Origin of the sequence: Chryseobacterium defluvii (assembly GCF_003634775.1) — a bacterium.
GTDB lineage: Bacteria > Bacteroidota > Bacteroidia > Flavobacteriales > Weeksellaceae > Chryseobacterium > Chryseobacterium defluvii.
Genome location: NZ_RBXB01000002.1, coordinates 808,017 through 827,983 on the forward strand (window position 1 = coordinate 808,017; position 19,967 = coordinate 827,983).

Here is a 19,967-nt window from a genome sequence, read left to right on the forward strand (position 1 = left end):
TTTAATAAATTTAAAAAGTCCTGATGTATTTTCATCGGGATTTTTTTATTTAGATATTTGCTTTAGTATTAACTTCTTTATTTTAACGCAAAGGAATAAAATGAGAGTTACGAATATAAGTCAGCAAAGACGAAATCAATAAATTGATGGTAAAAAGTGGGCTTCATCAGCGACAAAATCGTTATTCTTTGCACCTTAACAATAAAATATTTTTAGATAAAATTTTGCGATAAATATGGATAATGCAAAGTTTATTAGGAAGAGAGGGAATTTATAACCCAAAAAATCCTGATGTGTTTCATCGGGATTTTTATTGTAAGAAAGTAATTCTTAGAATTTTTTAATGCTTAAATCTTTCAATCTTTCAATCTTTTAATTGTTTAAGCAATTACTTATCAATAGATCCTAAAACCTTTTGGGCAAAAGAATTTAAAGCATCTTTTTCACTCATTCCGTTTTGAACATTAGCATGAACTTCTAATGCTCCGCAGATATTGGTGATTAATTCTCCGGCAACATTCAGGTCTTCTTCACTGGTTCCTCTGAATTCGCAGAAGCTCTCCAGTACTTCAAGGGTTTTTTCAAGGTTTTCAGGTGTCTGATTTTGATAAAACTGTCTGATGATCGGTAATTTCATTACTTTAATTCATTAAATAAGTTGATTAAACTTTCCGCCTGATTAGACTGAACCTGGTTCACCAATTCCCCGTTTTTGAAAATAGCGAAAGTAGGTAAGTTGTCCACTTTAGCCAGTTTTCTGCTTTCAGGTAATTTCTCAGCATCTACGTATAAGAACGGAATGTCATCATTTTCAGATGCTAGTTTTTTGAATTTCGGCTTCATAATTCTGCAGTTTCCGCACCATGTTGCTCCATACTGCACCACCACTTTCTCATTGTCGCTCACAATATGCTGTAGCGTATCTTCTGTTAATTCAGTGTACATAAGTTTATTTTTAGAAAAAATAAACAATGTAGCAATCTAATAATTTACCAATCTAACAATTAAAAAACGAATCTTAAAATTGTTATACTGTTAGATTGCTACATTGTTATATTAATTTTAATTAGTTTTTAGCTAAATATTCTGCTGTAGAATTTCTGTCAGCTTTCATTGCTTCTTTTCCTTCTTCCCAGTTTGCAGGGCAAACTTCTCCGTGCTTCTGAACGTGAGTATAAGCATCAATTAGTCTTAAATACTCTTTTACGTTTCTTCCAAGAGGCATATCGTTTACTGATTCGTGGAAAATTTTTCCTGTTTCGTCGATTAGGTAGGTAGCTCTGTATGTTACGTTAGAACCTGTGAAAGTTTCTTCTCCATCCTCATTGTATTCGAAATCCTGGTCAACAATTCCTAGGATGTTTGCCAATTGTCTGTGAGTATCAGCTAAAAGCGGGTAAGTTACTCCTTCGATACCTCCGTTTTCTTTTGCCGTGTTTAACCATGCGAAGTGAACTTCATTAGTATCACAAGAAGCTCCGATTACTTTGGTGTTTCTTTTTTCGAATTCACCTAAAGCATCCTGGAAAGCGTGAAGCTCAGTCGGGCAAACAAAAGTGAAATCTTTTGGATACCAGAATAAAAGAACTTTTTGCTGGTTTGCTGTAGACTCTTCAAAGATGTTGATTCTAAGATCATCACCCATTTCAGACATTGCATCAATGGTTACATTCGGGAATTTTTTTCCTACTAAAGACATAATTTTCTTGTTTTTATATTTTAAATTTTTCTGGTGCAAATATAAAAATATTTCATCTATCGAACAAATTGATTTCGATAAATAAAATCTATAATTGTTTTTCATAGCAGCATAAAGAAAAAAGCCCTGATTCAGGGCTTTTTGTTATTTCTAATAACCTAATAAGGATATTTATTCATTATTTTAATTATACTTTTCCAGCAGCTCTTTGATTCTTCTCATGGCTTCCTTTAGATCCTCTTCTGAAGTGGCATACGAGAATCTGATGCATTCCGGACTTCCGAAAGAAACCCCGCCTACAGATCCTACATGAGCCCGATCCAGTAAAAACATTGCAAAATCATCAGAGTTTTTAATTTCAGTGCCGTCTAATGTTTTTCCGATATAATGGGAAACATCCGGAAAAAAGTAAAATGCCGCTTTTGGAAGCAATACTTTAAATCCTGGAATCTCCTTGATAAGATCATACATAAGATCTCTTCTTTTCTTAAAGGCATCGATCATGTATTTATATTCCGAAGGGTCTGTCTTCAAGGCTGTAATAGAAGCTCTCTGTGCCATGGTATTGGCTCCGCTGGTCATTTGTCCCTGCACCTTTTCACAGGCTTTTGCCAGCCATTCAGGGCATGCGGAATACCCGATTCTCCAACCGGTCATGGCAAACGCTTTAGACATCCCATTGATGACCGCCGTTTGCTCATATACTTCAGGGAATTGAGCAATGGAGGTGGTTTTAGTTTCATAATTGATGAATTCATAGATTTCATCTGAAATAATAGTCACATGCGGATATTTAGCCACCACTCTCGCTATTGATTTCAATTCGTCATACGTATAATACCCTCCGGAAGGGTTACATGGAGAGCTGAAAAGAATAGCTTTGGTTTTATCTGTGATGGCTTGTTCCAGCTGCTCTGCCGTAACTTTAAAATCAGTGACATAAGAAGTCGGAAGCATAATGGATGTTCCGCCCATCATTTTTACCATTTCGTCGTAGCTTACCCAATAAGGAGCCGGGAGCAAAACTTCATCCCCATCATTAATGATAGCTGCGAGAACGTTTAAAATAGCCTGTTTGGCACCATTGGACACACAGATCTGAGTAGGTTTATATTCAAGATGGTTATCTCTTTTCAATTTATAAGCAATTGCTTCGCGAAGCTCTAAAAATCCCGGAACAGGCGAATAGTGACTGTAATTTTGATTAATGGCATCAAAAGCCGCTTGTTTTATATTATCCGGAACATCGAAATCCGGCTCGCCGAGAGTTAAGCTGATAACGTCTATTCCATTGGCTTTCATTTCTCTAGCCCTGTTAGACATTACAAAAGTTTGCGAATAACCTAGTCTTTTTACTCTATCTGAAAGTTTGTCCATGTATTTTTTTGAATTTTAACAAATATAGATAAAAACTTAATCTGAATACAATGGTAACCGGAAAAAATACACTTCTCAACGCACATAATTTCGTATATTTAAAACCCTTAGTTTTAAAATGGATCGTCTATGAAATATCTTCTTTTTTTATGCCTTACTCCTTGCGTGGTGTTTTCACAAATACGTTCGAAAGATGATGAAATAAAGAAATACGTTTCTGAAGTTAATTCAGATTCTCTACAGTCTTATATTAAGAAACTTGTGAGTTTTAATACAAGGCATACTTTAAGTGCTACGGATGATCAGAATAAGGGGATAGGAGCGGCAAGAAACTGGGTGTTGGGAAAATTTAAAGACTATGCCAAAAACTCGGGAGGAAGAATGGAAGTGTATCTGCAGCAGCAAGATATACAGCCGGACGGGAAACGTGTAGATCAGGTCTTTAATCTGGGGAATCCTATTGCTTTTCTAAAAGGTACAGATTCTAATGATAAAAGAATTTTCATGATTTCCGGACATCTTGATTCCCGTGTTACTGATGTGATGAACAGAACTTCTTTTGCACCGGGAGCGAATGATGATGGGAGCGGAGTGAGCGCAGTGATAGAAGCTGCAAGAGTTTTAAGCAAATCCTCATTTCCGGCATCTGTTATTTTCGTAGCGTTTTCCGGGGAAGAACAATCGCTGTTGGGATCTAAAATGTTGGCGGAAAAAGCTAAAAAAGAAAACTGGCAAATAGAAGCTGTTCTGAATAACGATATGATCGGTAATACCAAATCCGGGGAAACCAATGAAACCAATGACCGTGTGCTTCGGGTTTTCAGTGAGGGATTGCCTTATATGGAATTGGACAAGAAAGCTATGAGTATAAGAAACCTAGGGCTTGAAAATGACGGGGATTCAAGACAATTGGCCCGGTATATTGAAGAAGTGGCGGAAAAATATGTAAAGATTGATATAAAACTGATATATAGAAATGATAGGTTTCTTCGTGGCGGAGATCATTCGAGCTTTGTGAATCAGGGGTTTCCAGCGGTGAGACTTACCGAATATTATGAAAATTATGATCAGCAGCATCAGGATGTACGGATAGAAAACGGAAAACAGTACGGTGATCTTCCGGAGTTTGTAGACTATAATTACCTGAAAAAAAATGTGGCAGCCAATATTGCTGTACTTGCCAGTCTTGCCAAATCTCCTTCAAAGCCTGAAAAAGTGGAAATAGAAGTGAAGGAGCTTACTAATTCAACAACATTACATTGGGAAAAACCAAAAGCAGGAAAGCTTGCGGGCTATTATGTATTAGTAAGAGAAACCGAGAGCCCAATATGGCAAAAAAGAATCTTTACAAAAGACCTTTCCCTGAAGATTCCGCTTTCGAAAGACAATTATATTTTTGCGGTACAGAGTGTGAATGAGACCGGAAATTTAAGTATACCTGTAATTCCGGCTATCGCACGATAATCATGAAAGAAATGTTTTTGTCGGAGCTTTAAAGCTTTGTCTTTTTATGGTTTAATTTTTTGGTGAGTTTACAAGGGTTTAATGTGAAATAAAACTTATTTTTGTGGTTTATAATATTTCACATGTCTACATCGTTACTATTAAAATACTTTCCGGATCTTACAGAAAATCAGATAGAACAGTTTGCAAAGCTGGAAGAGCTTTACCATGAATGGAATGAAAAAATCAATGTGATTTCCAGAAAAGATATGGAATCTCTGTATGAAAAGCATATTCTGCACTCGTTGGGAATTGCTAAAGTAATGGAATTTGCTCCGGGAACTAAAGTGTTGGATATAGGAACCGGAGGCGGTTTTCCTGGAATTCCTTTGGCGATTCTATTTCCTGAATCAGAATTTACCTTAATAGATTCTATCGGAAAAAAGATCAGCGTAGTCAATGCGGTAGCAGAAGGAGCAGGAGTGAAAAATGTAACGGCTATTCACGGAAGAGCGGAAAAATTAAAAGAAAAATTTCATTTTGTGGTAAGCCGGGCGGTTACCCAAATGCCGGAATTTCTGAGATGGCTGAAAGGAAAATTTGAAAAAGAGCAATTTAATCCCAAACACAACGGAGTTTTATATTTAAAAGGCGGAGACCTTGCTGAAGAGCTTGCCGGAATTAAATGTGAGATTTTCAGTCTTAAAAACTATTTTGATGAAGAATTTTTTGAAACAAAAAAAGTAGTTTACCTGTCAAAGGGTAATTTTAATTCTTAATTTAACATAATTAAGGAATAATTTTTGCTAAATATTCATTAATGATCAAAATTTATGTAGTCATGAAAAAGTTTCTCAATATTGGGGCTTCTGCAATGGTTGTAGGGTTGTTTTTTACTTCTTGTAACGATAATGAGGACTATCGGACCATTGAGTCAATAGATAAGGTAAAAATAGACAGTGTGAAGATTGTGAACGATACGATGGATGTTTTTACGGTACAGAGTATCAAAACATATTCTACCTATTCATCTCAATGTGAGGGTTTTTATGCCTATGATTATATTCACAACAATAATCTGACAAGGACGGTTACTGCCTATAAATATATTACCAATGGCCCTTGTGCACAGGGAATGTTTTCCGGGGCAAGCCAGATCAATTTCAGTCCGCAGCAGGTAGGAACATACACGTTAAAATTCTGGAGCGGCGACAATACATGGATTACCAAAACGATAGTAGTAGAATAAAATAATGAAGTGGATTCTTATAATTAGTTTATTAACAGCCAATACTTTATTTGGACAGAAAATTCTTTGGCAGGAAAACAGAAAACTCAACTGGAACAATTTTAAGAGCAATGTCAATAATCAGAAAGGGAGTAATGTAGTTGCTTATACGAATTGTGGTTGGGTATATTCGGTTGTAAAATCCACCAATCCTAAATCTCCGGTGAAGATTAAAATTGAAACTTTTTTCAATGAAGACAAATCCTGGAAAGATATAAAGCAGATCAATGATTATGTTTTAAATCATGAGCAGAAGCACTTTGATATTGCAGAAGTTTTTGCCAGAAAGCTCCGTAAAGAAGTAGCCGAAAAAGTGAAAACATCCGGTGATTATAATAGGATCTTTCAGGGGATTTATAACAGGATATTGAAGGAATATACCGAATTCCAAAGGGCATATGATAAAGATACGCAACATGGAGTCGATAAGGATAAACAGGCGGAATATAATAACTTGATTGCTGAAGAATTAGAAAACTTAAAAAGTTACCAGATCTCTTGAAATTCCTTAATAAAATCATCCACGAACTATTGATCCAAAACACAGATTTATCTGTGTTTAATATTGTTTTGCCGGGTAAACGTCCTATTGTTTTCATCAGGCAGATTTTAGAGGAGAATAATTATTCGGGGTTTCTTCCCAATTTTTACACGATTGAGGAGTTAATCGATAGGATAGCAGATCAACAGGCTATTCAGGGTATTTCTTTGTGGCTTTTTGCCTTTGATGTATATAAAAGCCTTAATCTCATTCCCAACGATGATTTTGCTGATTTTTTAAAATGGTTCCCGACTTTGCAGAAAGACTGGGATGATATTCTGAAATTTTCGGAAAATGACCAGGCTGTTCTTCAGTATATGTTTGATGAAGAAAGAATCAAAGACTGGGCACAGAACTTAGGGGAAGAAGAAGATGTTCCCAGAAGGAAATTCCTTAATTTCTGGAAGAATATGAATGTTTTCCTTCCTGTCTTAAAGAAAAGACTGCAGGAAAAGAACTGGGCAACTTCCGGAATGATCCATGAAACGGCAAAAGCCAGAATTGATCATTTTGCTAAAAGCACCACTGAACAATTTGTTTTCTGTGGGTTTAACGCTTTTACACCTGTTGAGGAGAAATTGGTAAGAAGTCTTTTGCAATGGAATAAAGCGCAATGCTTTTTCCAGGCGGATCATTATTATTTCGATGATGAAAGACAGGAAGCCGGGAAGTTTCTCAGAAATCATAAAACATGGAAAGAATTTAATGGGAGCCGGGCTTTTGAATGGATCGAAGATGATTTTAATCAAGCTAAAAATATAAAAGTATATGAGGTTTCGGGAAATGTTACCCAAACCAAAATACTGCCGGAAATTTTCAAGGAAATTAATAACTCTACCTATTCCAATACTGCTGTTGTATTACTGGACGAGAACTTACTTCCTGCAAGCCTTGATGTGATGTACGGTGTTGAAAACCTGAATATTACCATGGGGTTTCCTTTGAAAAACCTGTCGTTCTCCAATGCAGTTAAACAGCTCTTTTATTTGCAGAAGCAGCTTGAAAAGAATAAATCTTCTTATTATTATAAAGATGTTTTTCCTATCCTCGAAGAGTTACCAAAATCTATTGAGGATGAGAATGTTATCAATGATTTTAAGGCTAAAATAGAGGAGAGGAATATTGTATATATTTCCAAAAAGCTGTTAGCGGAACTGTTAGGCGGCCTTTCCTATTTTAATCTTCTTCAGAAAGCTGAATCAGTGGATAAGTATCTCGATATGCTCATTGAATTCTGTCAACGGATCAAATGGCTTGAAATAGATGATATTCAGTACGAAAATGTTTCTCATTTTGAAAATGCATTCAGAATCATCAAAAATCAACTTACTCCCTATGATTTTGAAATCAAAATGGAGACGTTGGAAATCCTGATTAATCAGCATATCAATGCAGAAAGTATTGATTTTCAGGGGGAACCTCTGAAGGGTTTGCAGATCATGGGCTTATTGGAAACAAGGCTTTTGAACTTTGAGAACGTGATCATGCTGTCTGTGAATGAAGGGAAGCTCCCATTGGGAAATTCACAGAATACTTATATTCCTTTTGATATCAGGAAATATTTTGATCTTCATACGTTTTTAGAAAACGACAGTATCTACGCCTATCATTTTTACAGGCTGATCCAGGATGCAAAGAATGTTCACCTGTTGTATAATGCTTTAAGTTCCGGAGTGAATACAGGAGAAAAAAGCCGGTTCATTACCCAGATTGAAATGGAAAGCTCGCATGAAATTGAACATCTGATCATTGAGAATTCATCAGAGCCTATCTCGAGCCAGCCAATCGAAATTTCCAAAACGGATATTGTTCTGGAGAGACTCGAACAGTGGAAGAAAAAAGTATCTGCTTCACACCTTACAAGTTACTTATATAATCCTATAGATTTTTACCTTTCCAAGATTTTGAACACCTCGGAGACGGATGAGATCGAAGAGGAACTTTCCGTGAAAAATTATGGAAATCTGGTTCATTATTCACTTCAAGAAATATATGAAGTACTTAAAGGTAAGATTTTAAAAGAAAGTGATTTACAAAAATCAATTAAAGAAATAGATCAATATATAGATATCGCTATTGAAAAGCTGAAACATCAACCCGAATTTTATGAAAAAGGGATGAACTTCATCCATAAAGCCATTGCAAAAAAGGTGATCCAAAATATATTGACACACGATCTTGATCTGGTAAAAAAGGGAAACAAACTGGAAATTATTGCCATCGAAAGAAGGTTTGAAAATGTAGATTTTTACCTTGATGAAAATAATACCGACAAGATTTCTTTCTTTGGTTTTATTGACAGGATAGACCGTTTAAACGGAACTTTAAGGATCATTGATTATAAAACAGCCAAGATTAAAAATCTTACAGTAAAAATCGATGAAGATAACGTGGATGAATATTTTCATAACAGTGACAGAAAGCAGGCTTTACAGCTATGTATCTACCATTATATCATCCAAAATCTTCCTGAATTCTGGGGATTCCCTATTGAAACCGGAATCTGGAGCTTTGCCGAAGCCGGAAAAGGAGTCATTTCTCTGCAGTTTGAAAAAGGAGATATCAGTGATGCAATGAAGTCCGTCAGAAGTTTGATTCTTGAAATTCTGAATCCGGACATTAATTTTATAGAGAACGTAAAAACCTATTCCAACTAAAAATGCACCTCATTGCTGAAGTGCATCCCAATTTGATATAAGAAATTGTTATTGAGAAGGTTAGTTATTCTATTTTTACCTTTTTGTTGGTTGCTTTTCCGTTGCCAGGTGTTATTTGTACTACATAAACTCCCGGTTCCAGTGTATTGGATTCAAATTGAGCTTTATTAACATCCTGATTTTGAACCAAAGCCCCGGAAATACTGTAAATGGCAATATTTTTTATGATATGTCTGTTTCTGGCTACGATTCTGCGGTTTTCGGTAAATATTTCCGTATGATCTTTTACATTAACATCTCCAACCTGTTTGTTGAACTGCAGGTTATAAAACTGAGAGACAATTTCAAATGTATAATTTTGATTTTCAAGGTTTTTTAGGTTGATTCCGCCATCTTTCACATACTGTTCACGGAAAACTGATTGTATCAGGTTTTTGTTCTGGTCAAAGATATTAACTGATAACAATTCATTCTGATCGATTTTCAAGCTTAATATAGTATTATTCTCAGATTTTACAATCTCATTTTCAGTTACTTCTTTCGGGGTGTTTTTGATGTATGGAATAAGCTTATTCGTTTGGTTATCTGTAACCTTTAATAAATAAATCCCATCTTGTAAAGAAGCCAGATGGCTGTTGGAAGCTGCTTTCCGATCTGCTTTTTCATTATTGAAGTCTGTAATCTCCAATACTTCCATTCCCTGTAATTCAGGCTTGATCTGCGAAGTATAAGAATATGATTGAGCGCTATTTTCTGATTGCTTTGAAGTTAAGGCAGCCCATTCATTGAATAGCCCTCCGCTTCTCAACGTATTGAATTTAGCATTGGATGCCAAAACAAACGGAACAATTCCTCCCACGTGTCCTAAAGGCCCCCAATAAAATGCCTCCAGTTTGTATTTATTAAGATCCCACCAAGGATAATATCCCCTTTGAACATCTATTGTTTTGGAAGTATTTTCCGGATGGATGGCTAAATCTACGGTTGAATGTCCCAATGTCATTGGAGTTTTGTTGTACCAGTCATAAACATCGTTGGCTCTCAGACATTGTCTTAATTTTGTATTCGGATTGTTGGATACTTCATTCACATAGCTGTCTGTAAACAATTTTCTCCATAATAAAGGTCCCCATAATAAACCTCCGTTATCCTGAATGACATGGTAATTATACTTATCCAGATATTCTGCTGAAATTACTTCTGAAATATTGTTTGTATAGGTTTTATAACCTGTATTATTACAAGTGTTCACAACATTGGCAATGAATGAAGTAAAAGGATAGACATCCTTCTCCAATACGCCTTTCTGAAGGGTAACTCCTGAAAAATCATACGGACCATCACCCATGTAGGCATATTTGAACTTCAAGCCCGTCGGATTTGAGATGTTGAGCTTCTTTAAAGTGGACATTGCTGCGTGAGCTCCCTGTGAATAGCCTGTCAGGAAATATTCATTATAACGTTTTATATTTTGTTGAGCCAAAACTTTATTAGCTGCCGTTACAAAATCAATGGTTGCACTGGCTTCGGTAGGATAGTGTACATACGGATGGACGCCTTCTCCTGTTCCCATTCCTACATAATCGGGTGCCATCACAATATAGCCATTCAAAACATAGGACAATTCAACCACAAATCCTGCATACATTACTCCTTTAAGATTGGAAGGCACATTATCTCTGCTATCCGTAGTTCCGTGGTCTGAAACTACCGTGGAAAGTTTATAATTTACATTAGGGTACATCAGAAGCCCTGTTGCCTTCACCAGATTATTATTTTCATTTTTGGTATAGTAAGTGATTTTGTACGCTTTTACCCCAACATTGAAGCCGTTGAGATAACTTACAAAATCGGGTGCATTTTGTTCCCCGAGATTATTGGCAATGAAATTAACAACTCCTTGTGGTGTAAGATCCAGTTTTTGTTCCACATTCACAATGTCGCCAGCTTGCTGGGCAAAATAGAAAGGTGCAGAAAGTCCCAGTAAAAAGAAAGTAATTTTTTTCATATTGATACTTTTTATTTCGTTTAAATTAGAAACTTTCAATAAATGAAACAAAATATTAACGGATCAATAATTATTCATTGAATATCAATTCTCTGCATTGTGAGTAAAACAGCGAGTCCGGCCGAAGGCCGGACTCGCTCCCATATATTTTTTATAGCTTAAAAAGCGTTGATTCCTGTAATATCCAATCCCGTAATCAATAAATGAACGTCATGAGTTCCTTCATACGTGATTACAGATTCCAAGTTGGCAGCATGCCTCATCATAGGGAATTCACCCATGATTCCCATTCCACCCAGGATTTGTCTCGATTCTCTTGCAATATCGATCGCCATTTTCACATTATTTCTTTTGGCCATTGAAATTTGAGCCGGGGTAGCTTTATGGTCATTTTTAAGGTTTCCTAGCTGTAAGCAAAGCAACTGTGCCTTAGTGATCTCGGTAAGGAATTCAGCCAGTTTCTTTTGTTGCAGCTGATAAGAAGCAATAGGTTTCCCAAACTGTTTTCTTTCCTTAGAATACTGAACAGCGGTGCAATAGCAATCGATGGCAGCACCGATAACTCCCCATGAAATACCATATCTCGCTGAATTTAAACAAGACAAAGGACCTTTCAATCCGCTTACATTAGGAAGAAGATTTTCTTTAGGCACTTTTACATTATTGAACACCAGTTCTCCCGTTTTGGAAGCTCTTAAGCTCCATTTATTATGAGTCTCAGGGGTTGTGAAGCCTTCCATTCCTCTTTCAACGATCAATCCGTGGACTTTTCCTTCTTCATTCTTTGCCCAAACTACTGCGATGTCGCATAAAGGCGAATTGGTAATCCACATTTTAGCGCCATTTAAAAGATAATGGTCTCCCATATCTTTAAAATTGGTTTCCATGGAACTTGGATCAGACCCATGATTAGGCTCCGTTAAACCGAAAGAACCGATCATTTCTCCTGCGGCTAGCTTAGGTAAATATTTTCTTTTTTGTTCCTCAGAACCGAATTCATTAATAGGGAACATTACTAAAGAGCTTTGTACGGAAGCGGCAGAACGAACTGCAGAATCTCCTCTTTCCAGTTCCTGCATGATCAAACCGTAAGAAATCTGATCTAAGCCTGAACCACCGTATTCCACCGGAATATAAGGACCAAGAGCTCCGATTTTCCCCAATTCTTTCATCAATCCGGGTAAATCTGTATGATGTTGTGCGGCATGATCTATCTGCGGCATTACAAAACTTTCCACCCAGTCTCTGATAGATTGGCGAATGAGTTTATGTTCTTCAGTAAGTAAGGCATCAATTCCATAATAATCCGGAATACTTGTGAGAGGGTAATATGACATGTTTCTTTAATTTGCCTAAAAATAAGACTTTTCAGGAGTTTAGAAAAATTTTTTTTGGAGAAACTGATTTTACAGTAAGCTTCCTCTGTTTCAGTACTGAACGGATCAAAAAGGGATTAATTTTCTTCCTCTTCGTTGGAAATCGGGTACTGTCCGTTAGAGTTGTGGACCTTTGTTTTAAATTTATATAAATAAGGAGCTTTATTCGCGGAACCGTCATATAATTTCTCCAGCCTGTCAAGAATATTCAGGCTTAGTATTTTCCGCTGGAAATTATTTCTTCTGAATTTTTGTCCCAAAATGGTTTCGTAGAGGCTCTGAAGATCTTTCATGGTAAATTTTTCAGGCAGAAGATTACTTGCAGCCACTTCCGTATTAATATTCATTCGAAGATACTCAAGGCCGGTTTCAATAATTCTGTCGTGATCGAAAGCCATGTTTGGAAGCTTACTCACTTCAAACCATTCACAGGTTTCATTGAAGGCATCCGGGAAAGTATTCGCTAATGAAAAATCTATAAGGCTGCAATATCCCACCGTAATGAACCTTTGAAATATCCAGTGGTCTTTCGGTACTTCAATTCCTTTATTCTGAAGCAAAATCTGGTGTACATTATTTTCTGTACGGTCTATTCTCCCGAAAGTGTGGAACTGCTTCAAAAAAATATCCTTAAGATGTGTCCTTTCATACAAAACACGTTCAGCAGCTTCTCTGAGATCTTCATCATTAAAGACAAAACCACCCGGAAGCGACCACAAATCAAGGTCATGATATTTTAAAAGCAGTACTTTCAAAATATTTTTATGAAAACCAAATATCGTACAGTCAACAGATACATGAGCTACAAAGTCTTTTGTATCAATGAGTTCCTGAAGTGTTTCTTTGTTTTTTGGATCCTGGATTTTCATGACAGTAAAAATAAAATTATTTCCGAATTTTTTTCTTAGCAAGATTAAAATAAATTAAACTTATTACCAAAAGTATTACAACAAAAAATAAAATATACAAAGGGTAATAGTTTAAGAGCTGATTTCCAAATAGTAATGCCATAATGATCGAACTTACGGAGCTTCCCAGTGAAGAAAAGATAACAATAAGTGAGGTAAAGAGGTTGATTTTTTCTTTGTCTATCTGTGCAATCATTTTGGAATTAATAACAGGATAAAGAGGGGATAAGAAAAGACCAATGACAGGAAATAAGTATAAAAGAATCTTAGAATGATCAGATTCAAAATATTGTATTAATAGAATAAGGCACAAAACAAATACAATGAATCCTAAACAAACAATATAGTATTTTGATAAAGAAAACCGCTGAATAATGTTAGCGGTAGCCATTCTTCCTGCATAAGAAAACAGGGCAAGAAAGGATGAAGCCTGAAGGGCAAAAAATGAATTGACCTTCAAATGGTTTTTATAGAAAGACGGCAGCCATGAATTAAAGCTTTGCTCAATAAATACAATAAAGAAAATTACGGCTAGAAAAGCTACTACAGAAATATTGAAAATACTCGATAAATCTGACATAAGGCCTTTAGTGTCCGTTTTTTGAGCCTCAGATATTTGTATTCTTGAAAAAAGCCATATCGTTACCAAGGAAAGAACCGAAATAGAAAGAAATCCGAATTTCCAGAATTCCGAATACTTACTTGAAATGAGCCAGCCGAATCCGGTATTTACTACAAATATTCCGATCATAAATGAAGCCTCAACACTATTCATGGTTTTGGCAAGTGATTTCTCATCCAGGATATTATTCCGGATAATTCCGAAAACACAGATTTTTCCAATCGCGAAGCAGGCTCCTATAATGGCAAACCATAATTTGTAAAACCAGAATACTTCCACAAAAGGCAAAATACTTGAGCATACACCTACGATAGTCAATGAGATAATCAAAGCTGTTTTGGTTCCTATTTTACTGATGAAGTTGACTGCGAAAAGGGAAATAAAAGCAATCGGAATATCTTTAAATGATTCTAAAAATCCCAACTTTTCATACGTGATTTTTGCATCGGAAAGCTGTAAAATTACGATGCCCATACAGTTCAACACCATTGAAAAAATTAAAAATGTAAGTTTTAACGGAAGGGAAACTGTATTGAGGTTAGTGGTCATTTTGGGGACTAATTTTATGGATATTTTATGAATTTTTCAGAATTATGACAATTATTTTAGGGCTTTCAAGCCCCAAAAATAAACGAAAAATTAAAATATTTATTAATATAATGTTAATTATTTAAAAAAAAATATATTTTTATTGTCTCAATTTGAGAATTAAAAAACTAACAGTATATGAATGTGAAAATATCCAGAAGTTTGGGGATGGTTGCTGTGCTTTATTTTACAGCGAATTTCAATGCCCAGAACACCAGCAATGACACCTTGCCTAAAGAGCAGAAAATAGAAGAGGTGGTAATGATTGGTTACGGAACTCAGAAGAAGAGTAATGTAACCGGAGCTATTGCAAGTATTAAAGCCAGTGATATTGAAAATATCCCGGCGGGTAAACCAGAGCAGGTACTGCAGGGTAGAGCAGCCGGGGTCAATGTGATTACCAATTCCGGTCAACCTGGTTCAGCTGCTACCATTCGTGTGAGAGGTATTACCAGTTATTCATCAAGTAATGATCCGCTATGGGTGGTGGATGGTATTGTAGTGGATGGTATCGGTTGGCTGAACCAATCTGATATTGAAAGCATGGAAGTGTTGAAGGATGGTGCATCTTCAGCCATTTATGGAGTATCTGCAGCAAGAGGAGTAATCCTGGTGACTACCAAAAAGGGTAAAAAAGGAAGACTGAATATTTCCTATAACGGATTCTACGGAGTGGGAAGTGCTTCAAGAAGGCTGGATCTTTTGGATGCCACTCAATATGCTACAGTGATTAATGAAGCTTTTGCCAATGATGGAAAGCCGATTCGTTATAATGATCCGGCTAGTTTCGGGGCAGGAACAGACTGGCAGGATATCATTTTCAGCAATGCCGAAAGATCAAGCCACGAAGTGAGCATTAGCGGCGGAAATGAGAAATCAACATTCTATGGATCTTTCGGTTATTATGACCAGACCGGAATCGTGATGAGCGATATTTCATATTACAAAAGATTAACCGGGCGTCTGAACTCTACCCATAAAGTAACAGATTGGTTAACAGTGGGACAGACATTTGCCTATACTCATACAAAATCTCAGGGAATTAATTCCAATGGTGAATTTGGAGGACCTTTAAGTTCGGCTGTGAATTTAGACCCTACAACACCGGCTGTTGTTACGGATATGAGTGCACAACCATTTCCTAATGATTACTCCAACCCCTATATCTTCAGGGATGAAAATGGAAATCCTTATGGTATTTCACATTACGTAAACCAAGAGATGTCCAACCCCTTGGCCTTCCGTAATACACAATTAGGAAACAACGGGTGGTCGGATGATTTTGTAGCTAATGTTTACGGAGAAGTTAAAATTTCAAAACATTTGACTTTCAAATCTTCCATCAACGGCAAAAAAGCCTATTGGGGGAGTAGAAACTTTACTCCGCTCTTCTATCTGAACCCGAATTATACCAATCTTAGTGTAAACAGTTTAAGCAGAACGACACAGGAAAAATTCGAGTGGAGTTTAGAAAATACGATCAACTATCAGAATAAATTCGGAAAGCATAATTTGAATGTGCTATTAGGAAACGGATATTACGAATATAATATCGGATTCGGACAAACCGTTACCCATACCGATTTACCCGTTAATAATTGGCAGGATGCTTCTTTCAACTTTTATGTACCACCCAACAAAAGAAATACAAATGCATGGGATTATGTAAATACGCATAAAGCTTCTTATTTCGGAAGGGTAATTTATGATTATGACAACAGATACTTATTCACCGGAACGTTAAGATATGACGGTTCATCAAAATTTGGAGCCAACAATCACTGGGGAACATTCCCTGCGTTCTCTTTAGGTTGGAATGTAAGTAACGAAAGCTTCTGGCCGCAGAATAATATTGTTAACAGCTTGAAATTAAGAGGAGGATACGGAATTTTAGGAAATGACGGTATTGGAGATTTCAAATTTGCAAGCTTCTATGTTTCCGGAGCTAATTATACATTTATTGATGCGCAAGGAAATGAGGTTCTTTTACCGGGATACATTCCCAACACGTTGGAAAACCCGGATCTGAAATGGGAAACCACTTCGCAGTTGAATATTGCGGCAGATTTAAAATTATTCAAAAACTTTACCCTTACTGTTGACTGGTATAAAAAGAAAACATCTGATATCCTCAGAGAAATTTTCCTTCCGGGATATGTAGGAGTTACCAATGCACCGACTGCCAATATCGGAGATATGGAAAACAGAGGGGTTGAAGTAGAATTAGGTTATAAAAAGAACTGGACAGACTTCGGATTTTCCATCAATGGGAACTTCTCTTACTTAGAAAATGAAGTAACAAGTCTGGAAAGAGGCAGAGAATATCTTGACGGGCCAGGCTTCCAATCTATGGGGCCGGTTCAGAGAATACAGATCGGGCAACCGTATAATTCTTTCTATGGATTCAAATATTTAGGGGTATTCCAAAATCAGGCACAGATCAATTCTTATGTAAATGCTCAGGGTCAGATGATTCTTCCCGATGCTAAACCTGGAGATTTTATTTGGTCAGATACCAATGGCGATGGAGTTATCACAGACCTTGATAAAGTGAATCTTGGAAGTTCTATTCCAAAATATACTTTTGGTTTAACGGCGAATGTAAATTATAAAAACTGGGATTTAATGATATTCGCTCAGGGAGTGGCAGGAAACAAAGTATTCCAGGGGTTGAGAAGATTAGATATGCTGGATGCCAATTATCAGACAAGAATACTGAACCGTTGGACAGGAGAAGGGTCTACGAATGAATATCCTCGCTTGACAAGAGATGACACCAACAAGAACTATTCCAGAATGTCCGATTATTATTTACAGAAAGGAGATTACTTAAGATTAAAACTTATACAGGTAGGATATACACTTCCGCAAAACGCTACTGAAAGCTTTGGAGTAAGTAAAGTCCGTTTTTATGTAACTGCTGAAAATCTTGTAACATTTACAAAATATACAGGGTATGATCCTGAAATTGCAGCCGGAGACAGTTTCGGTATAGACAGGGCTTTCTATCCACAGGCAAGAACATTTATTTTCGGTGCCAATATCACTTTCTAATACTATTACAATGAAGAATACATTATATAAAATCAGCATAGCAGCATCCCTTTTAATGGGCGTTGCATTCACCAATACAGCTTGTACTAATGATCATATTGAAGATGTGGAATATTTAGGCGCATTTTCTACCGAGAACTTTTTCAGAAATGAACAGGAATGCTTCTACGCCCTGGTGGGAGCTTATGATGTCATGAGAAAATATGCGGGAGGATTTGAAAATATGGTCACATTCTTTAATGCAGGGTCTGATGATTTCTATGCAGGAGGAGGAAGTTCAACCGACGGGGCTGGAATTCAAGGGCTTTCTAATTATACGATAAACCCTACTATAATTCCTGCAAGCTACTGGCGAGATTATTACCAGGGAATTTCCAGAACCAATGTGCTTATTCAGAAAGTTCCTTTGGCGGATATGAATAATGCTACGAAAAACAGATTCATTGCGGAAGCGAAAACATTAAGAGCGTTATATTATTTTGATTTGGTGAGAATGTTTGGAAATATTCCTCTTATCCTGCAGCCTTTCACCGCTTCAGATGATTTGTACAATGTTCCGCAGGCAGATAAGGCTGCAGTATATACCCAAATAGAAGCAGACCTGTTAAGCGCCATTCCGGACTTACCAATGGTGGTTCCTGCTGATCAGAAAGGACGTTTATCACAAGGGGCTGCAAAAGCGCTATTAGGGAAAATCTATTTATACAATAATAAAAAAGCAGAAGCTGCCGCACAATTGGCAGATGTAAATGGAACTCCGGGTGGAACCAGCCAATACGGGTATAAGCTTGTGAGCAATTTTGCCAGTTTATGGGTAACGGATAATAAGTTTACAACAGAGTCTATCATTGAAGTCAATCATACCAATCTAGGGAATTCAGACTGGAGCTTTTGGGGACAGGGAAATGATGAAGGAAATTCTATCTGCATTATGACCTCGCTTCGTTCCTATACGCGTAATGATGCTACGGCTCCGGATTTGGTTTCAGGATGGGCTTTCAATCCGGTTACGGATAACTTATTCAATTTTATGCAGGGAGATCCGCGTCTTGATGCCTCTATTTTTAATGCAAAAGCTTTAAAGCAAGCCGGTAAAATTGATTATTCTGCGGCTTATATGGATTCAGGATATTTCTTAAATAAATATTTACCTACAAAAGATGAAGTAACCACTTTACCGGGAGCTGCAGAATTGAACTACCGTCAGAACTATATTCTGATCAGACTGGCAGACACCTATTTATTGGAAGCGGAAGCGCTTAACGGAACAGGAGCAAGAGCACAGGCTTTGCTGGATGCAGTAAGAGCAAGAGTAGGATTGGCATCAGTTCCGGTTTCTTTACAGGCTATTAAAGATGAAAGAAGAAGAGAATTGATAGGAGAAGGACACCGTTGGTTTGACCTGGTAAGATGGGGCGATGCACCAACCGTTTTAGCTGCAAGAGGTTTTAAAGCAAATAAAAATGAAGTATTGCCAATTCCTCTGACTGAAATGACCGGAACAGCTCTTCATCAAAACCCTGGGTATTAATCTTTAATTTTTGAAATAATGATAACAAGATCTATTCATAAAAGACTTTTATTTAGCGCAGCTATTTTTTTCATGGCGAGCTGTTCCCCTGACACGGTAGACGGTGACGGAAACGGAATTACTCAAAGTTCCGTAGATGCTTCTTTCACAGCGACAAAAACTGCCGAGAACAGATATACCTTAAAAAGAAATTTCAACAACTATATTACTTCAAAATGGAATATAGACGATGATGGATTCAACATCGGTAAAGAAGAGGAGAAACTTTTCCTACCGGATGCAGGTACGTATGTGATCCAGCATCAGGCTATCGGAATAGGAGGCGTTGTAGCAGGAACATCAAGCCAGAGTATTGTTGTTCCTACTTCGGACCCCGTTTCCGGAAATATGATTCAGGGGGGAAGATTCGATACCCCGGCTGAGATTGCTAAATGGACCAAGCATATCATCAGTCCATCCGGTGCCGAATGGATTTTTGCTAACGGAAAGGCAACAATTGTTGCCAATGGTGGCAGTCAGCAGGCTATTTACCAGGCAGTGAACGTTGAAGCAGGTAAAAAGTATTCCATTGATATGGTGGCTTCTTCGGATACGGCTTTGGTAGATACATGGTTTGAAGTATATGTTTTAAACAGTGTTCCGGCGTCAGGTCAGGATATGGGAGGTGCTGTCTACAGAAATATCAATACCTGGGCGGGTTGTGGGACATCTGCCTTTAAAGGAAAAGTATCCTCAGTGGGTTGCGATGCGGGTAAAAACGGCGGTGTTTATACTGCTACCACAACAGGAACCGTATATCTTGTCATTAAATGTGGCGGAAAAACGGTCAACGGACTAAGCATTGATAAAGTTGAGTTCCGAAGAATGCAATAGAT

15 protein-coding genes and 1 pseudogene are annotated in these 19,967 nt (G+C 37.1%); 8 read left to right on the forward strand and 8 right to left on the reverse strand.

The window, feature by feature from the left end:
• Window positions 1-388 precede the first annotated feature (388 nt).
• From BCF58_RS10460 to BCF58_RS10475, 4 genes are all read right to left on the reverse strand, one after another.
• Window positions 389-637 carry a DUF6952 family protein gene (locus tag BCF58_RS10460; RefSeq protein WP_100375496.1) on the reverse strand — a complete coding sequence of 83 codons (249 nt, stop codon included), beginning with the start codon at window positions 635-637 and terminating at the stop codon, window positions 389-391.
• The gene (locus BCF58_RS10465) at window positions 637-945 is read right to left on the reverse strand and encodes a thioredoxin family protein (RefSeq protein WP_121461727.1); all 309 of its coding nucleotides are present in this window, start codon (window positions 943-945) and stop codon (window positions 637-639) included. Before BCF58_RS10465 ends, BCF58_RS10460 begins: the two co-directional genes overlap by 1 nt.
• A 121-nt stretch (window positions 946-1,066) precedes the next feature.
• A complete protein-coding gene (locus BCF58_RS10470; RefSeq protein ID WP_121461728.1) occupies window positions 1,067-1,699 on the reverse strand; it encodes a peroxiredoxin in 633 nt (210 codons plus the stop codon).
• Between the two features lie 183 nt (window positions 1,700-1,882).
• Window positions 1,883-3,076 (reverse strand): pyridoxal phosphate-dependent aminotransferase, encoded by a 1,194-nt coding sequence (locus BCF58_RS10475; RefSeq protein ID WP_121461729.1) that lies wholly within the window; start codon window positions 3,074-3,076, stop codon window positions 1,883-1,885.
• 129 nt (window positions 3,077-3,205) lie between these two features.
• On the opposite strand from BCF58_RS10475, the gene BCF58_RS10480 reads away from it, so the two are divergent.
• The 5 genes from BCF58_RS10480 to BCF58_RS10500 all read left to right on the forward strand — a co-directional run bounded on the left by BCF58_RS10480 (window position 3,206) and on the right by BCF58_RS10500 (window position 9,005).
• Window positions 3,206-4,540, forward strand: coding sequence for a M20/M25/M40 family metallo-hydrolase (locus tag BCF58_RS10480; RefSeq protein ID WP_121461730.1), 1,335 nt, complete (start codon window positions 3,206-3,208; stop codon window positions 4,538-4,540).
• Between the two features lie 122 nt (window positions 4,541-4,662).
• Window positions 4,663-5,298: a 16S rRNA (guanine(527)-N(7))-methyltransferase RsmG gene (rsmG, locus tag BCF58_RS10485; protein ID WP_121461731.1), complete on the forward strand. Its 636-nt coding sequence runs from the start codon at window positions 4,663-4,665 to the stop codon at window positions 5,296-5,298.
• A gap of 62 nt (window positions 5,299-5,360) precedes the next feature.
• Window positions 5,361-5,768, forward strand: a complete 408-nt coding sequence (locus BCF58_RS10490; RefSeq protein WP_121462043.1) for a hypothetical protein — start codon at window positions 5,361-5,363, stop codon at window positions 5,766-5,768.
• 4 nt (window positions 5,769-5,772) lie between these two features.
• A complete protein-coding gene (locus BCF58_RS10495) occupies window positions 5,773-6,309 on the forward strand; it encodes a DUF922 domain-containing protein (protein ID WP_121461732.1) in 537 nt (178 codons plus the stop codon).
• A complete protein-coding gene (locus BCF58_RS10500; protein WP_121461733.1) occupies window positions 6,306-9,005 on the forward strand; it encodes a PD-(D/E)XK nuclease family protein in 2,700 nt (899 codons plus the stop codon). The genes BCF58_RS10495 and BCF58_RS10500 overlap by 4 nt, the downstream gene beginning before the upstream one ends.
• 64 nt (window positions 9,006-9,069) lie before the next feature.
• On the opposite strand, the gene BCF58_RS10505 is transcribed toward BCF58_RS10500, so the two are convergent.
• From BCF58_RS10505 to BCF58_RS10520, 4 genes and pseudogenes are all read right to left on the reverse strand, one after another.
• Window positions 9,070-11,013, reverse strand: a complete 1,944-nt coding sequence (locus BCF58_RS10505; protein WP_121462044.1) for a T9SS type A sorting domain-containing protein — start codon at window positions 11,011-11,013, stop codon at window positions 9,070-9,072.
• A 158-nt stretch (window positions 11,014-11,171) separates the two neighbouring features.
• Window positions 11,172-12,350 carry an acyl-CoA dehydrogenase family protein gene (locus tag BCF58_RS10510; protein WP_121461734.1) on the reverse strand — a complete coding sequence of 393 codons (1,179 nt, stop codon included), beginning with the start codon at window positions 12,348-12,350 and terminating at the stop codon, window positions 11,172-11,174.
• A 116-nt stretch (window positions 12,351-12,466) separates the two neighbouring features.
• A complete protein-coding gene (locus tag BCF58_RS10515; RefSeq protein ID WP_121462045.1) occupies window positions 12,467-13,258 on the reverse strand; it encodes an NUDIX hydrolase in 792 nt (263 codons plus the stop codon).
• A gap of 211 nt (window positions 13,259-13,469) precedes the next feature.
• A pseudogene (locus BCF58_RS10520) lies at window positions 13,470-14,468 on the reverse strand (MFS transporter); the annotation flags it as partial.
• A gap of 177 nt (window positions 14,469-14,645) precedes the next feature.
• Between BCF58_RS10520 and BCF58_RS10525 the strand changes: the two are divergent.
• The 3 genes from BCF58_RS10525 to BCF58_RS10535 are packed head-to-tail and all read left to right on the forward strand — an operon-like array spanning window position 14,646 to window position 19,965.
• Window positions 14,646-17,561 carry a SusC/RagA family TonB-linked outer membrane protein gene (locus tag BCF58_RS10525; protein WP_121461736.1) on the forward strand — a complete coding sequence of 972 codons (2,916 nt, stop codon included), beginning with the start codon at window positions 14,646-14,648 and terminating at the stop codon, window positions 17,559-17,561.
• Window positions 17,562-17,571: 10 nt separating this feature from the next.
• Window positions 17,572-19,092, forward strand: coding sequence for a RagB/SusD family nutrient uptake outer membrane protein (locus BCF58_RS10530; RefSeq protein ID WP_121461737.1), 1,521 nt, complete (start codon window positions 17,572-17,574; stop codon window positions 19,090-19,092).
• An 18-nt stretch (window positions 19,093-19,110) separates the two neighbouring features.
• Window positions 19,111-19,965: a hypothetical protein gene (locus BCF58_RS10535; RefSeq protein WP_121461738.1), complete on the forward strand. Its 855-nt coding sequence runs from the start codon at window positions 19,111-19,113 to the stop codon at window positions 19,963-19,965.
• Window positions 19,966-19,967 lie beyond the last annotated feature (2 nt).

Excerpts from the sequence above, each read along its gene's own strand:
- BCF58_RS10465 (WP_121461727.1), bottom strand. The coding sequence starts at position 945 with ATGTACACTGAATTAACAGAAGATACGCTACAGCATATTGTGAGCGAC.
- BCF58_RS10525 (WP_121461736.1), top strand. The coding sequence starts at position 14,646 with ATGAATGTGAAAATATCCAGAAGTTTGGGGATGGTTGCTGTGCTTTAT.
- BCF58_RS10460 (WP_100375496.1), bottom strand. The coding sequence starts at position 637 with ATGAAATTACCGATCATCAGACAGTTTTATCAAAATCAGACACCTGAA.
- BCF58_RS10490 (WP_121462043.1), top strand. The coding sequence starts at position 5,361 with ATGAAAAAGTTTCTCAATATTGGGGCTTCTGCAATGGTTGTAGGGTTG.
- BCF58_RS10470 (WP_121461728.1), bottom strand. The coding sequence starts at position 1,699 with ATGTCTTTAGTAGGAAAAAAATTCCCGAATGTAACCATTGATGCAATG.
- BCF58_RS10510 (WP_121461734.1), bottom strand. The coding sequence starts at position 12,350 with ATGTCATATTACCCTCTCACAAGTATTCCGGATTATTATGGAATTGAT.
- BCF58_RS10495 (WP_121461732.1), top strand. The coding sequence starts at position 5,773 with ATGAAGTGGATTCTTATAATTAGTTTATTAACAGCCAATACTTTATTT.
- BCF58_RS10480 (WP_121461730.1), top strand. The coding sequence starts at position 3,206 with ATGAAATATCTTCTTTTTTTATGCCTTACTCCTTGCGTGGTGTTTTCA.
- BCF58_RS10505 (WP_121462044.1), bottom strand. The coding sequence starts at position 11,013 with ATGAAAAAAATTACTTTCTTTTTACTGGGACTTTCTGCACCTTTCTAT.
- rsmG (WP_121461731.1), top strand. The coding sequence starts at position 4,663 with ATGTCTACATCGTTACTATTAAAATACTTTCCGGATCTTACAGAAAAT.
- BCF58_RS10535 (WP_121461738.1), top strand. The coding sequence starts at position 19,111 with ATGATAACAAGATCTATTCATAAAAGACTTTTATTTAGCGCAGCTATT.
- BCF58_RS10530 (WP_121461737.1), top strand. The coding sequence starts at position 17,572 with ATGAAGAATACATTATATAAAATCAGCATAGCAGCATCCCTTTTAATG.
- BCF58_RS10475 (WP_121461729.1), bottom strand. The coding sequence starts at position 3,076 with ATGGACAAACTTTCAGATAGAGTAAAAAGACTAGGTTATTCGCAAACT.
- BCF58_RS10515 (WP_121462045.1), bottom strand. The coding sequence starts at position 13,258 with ATGAAAATCCAGGATCCAAAAAACAAAGAAACACTTCAGGAACTCATT.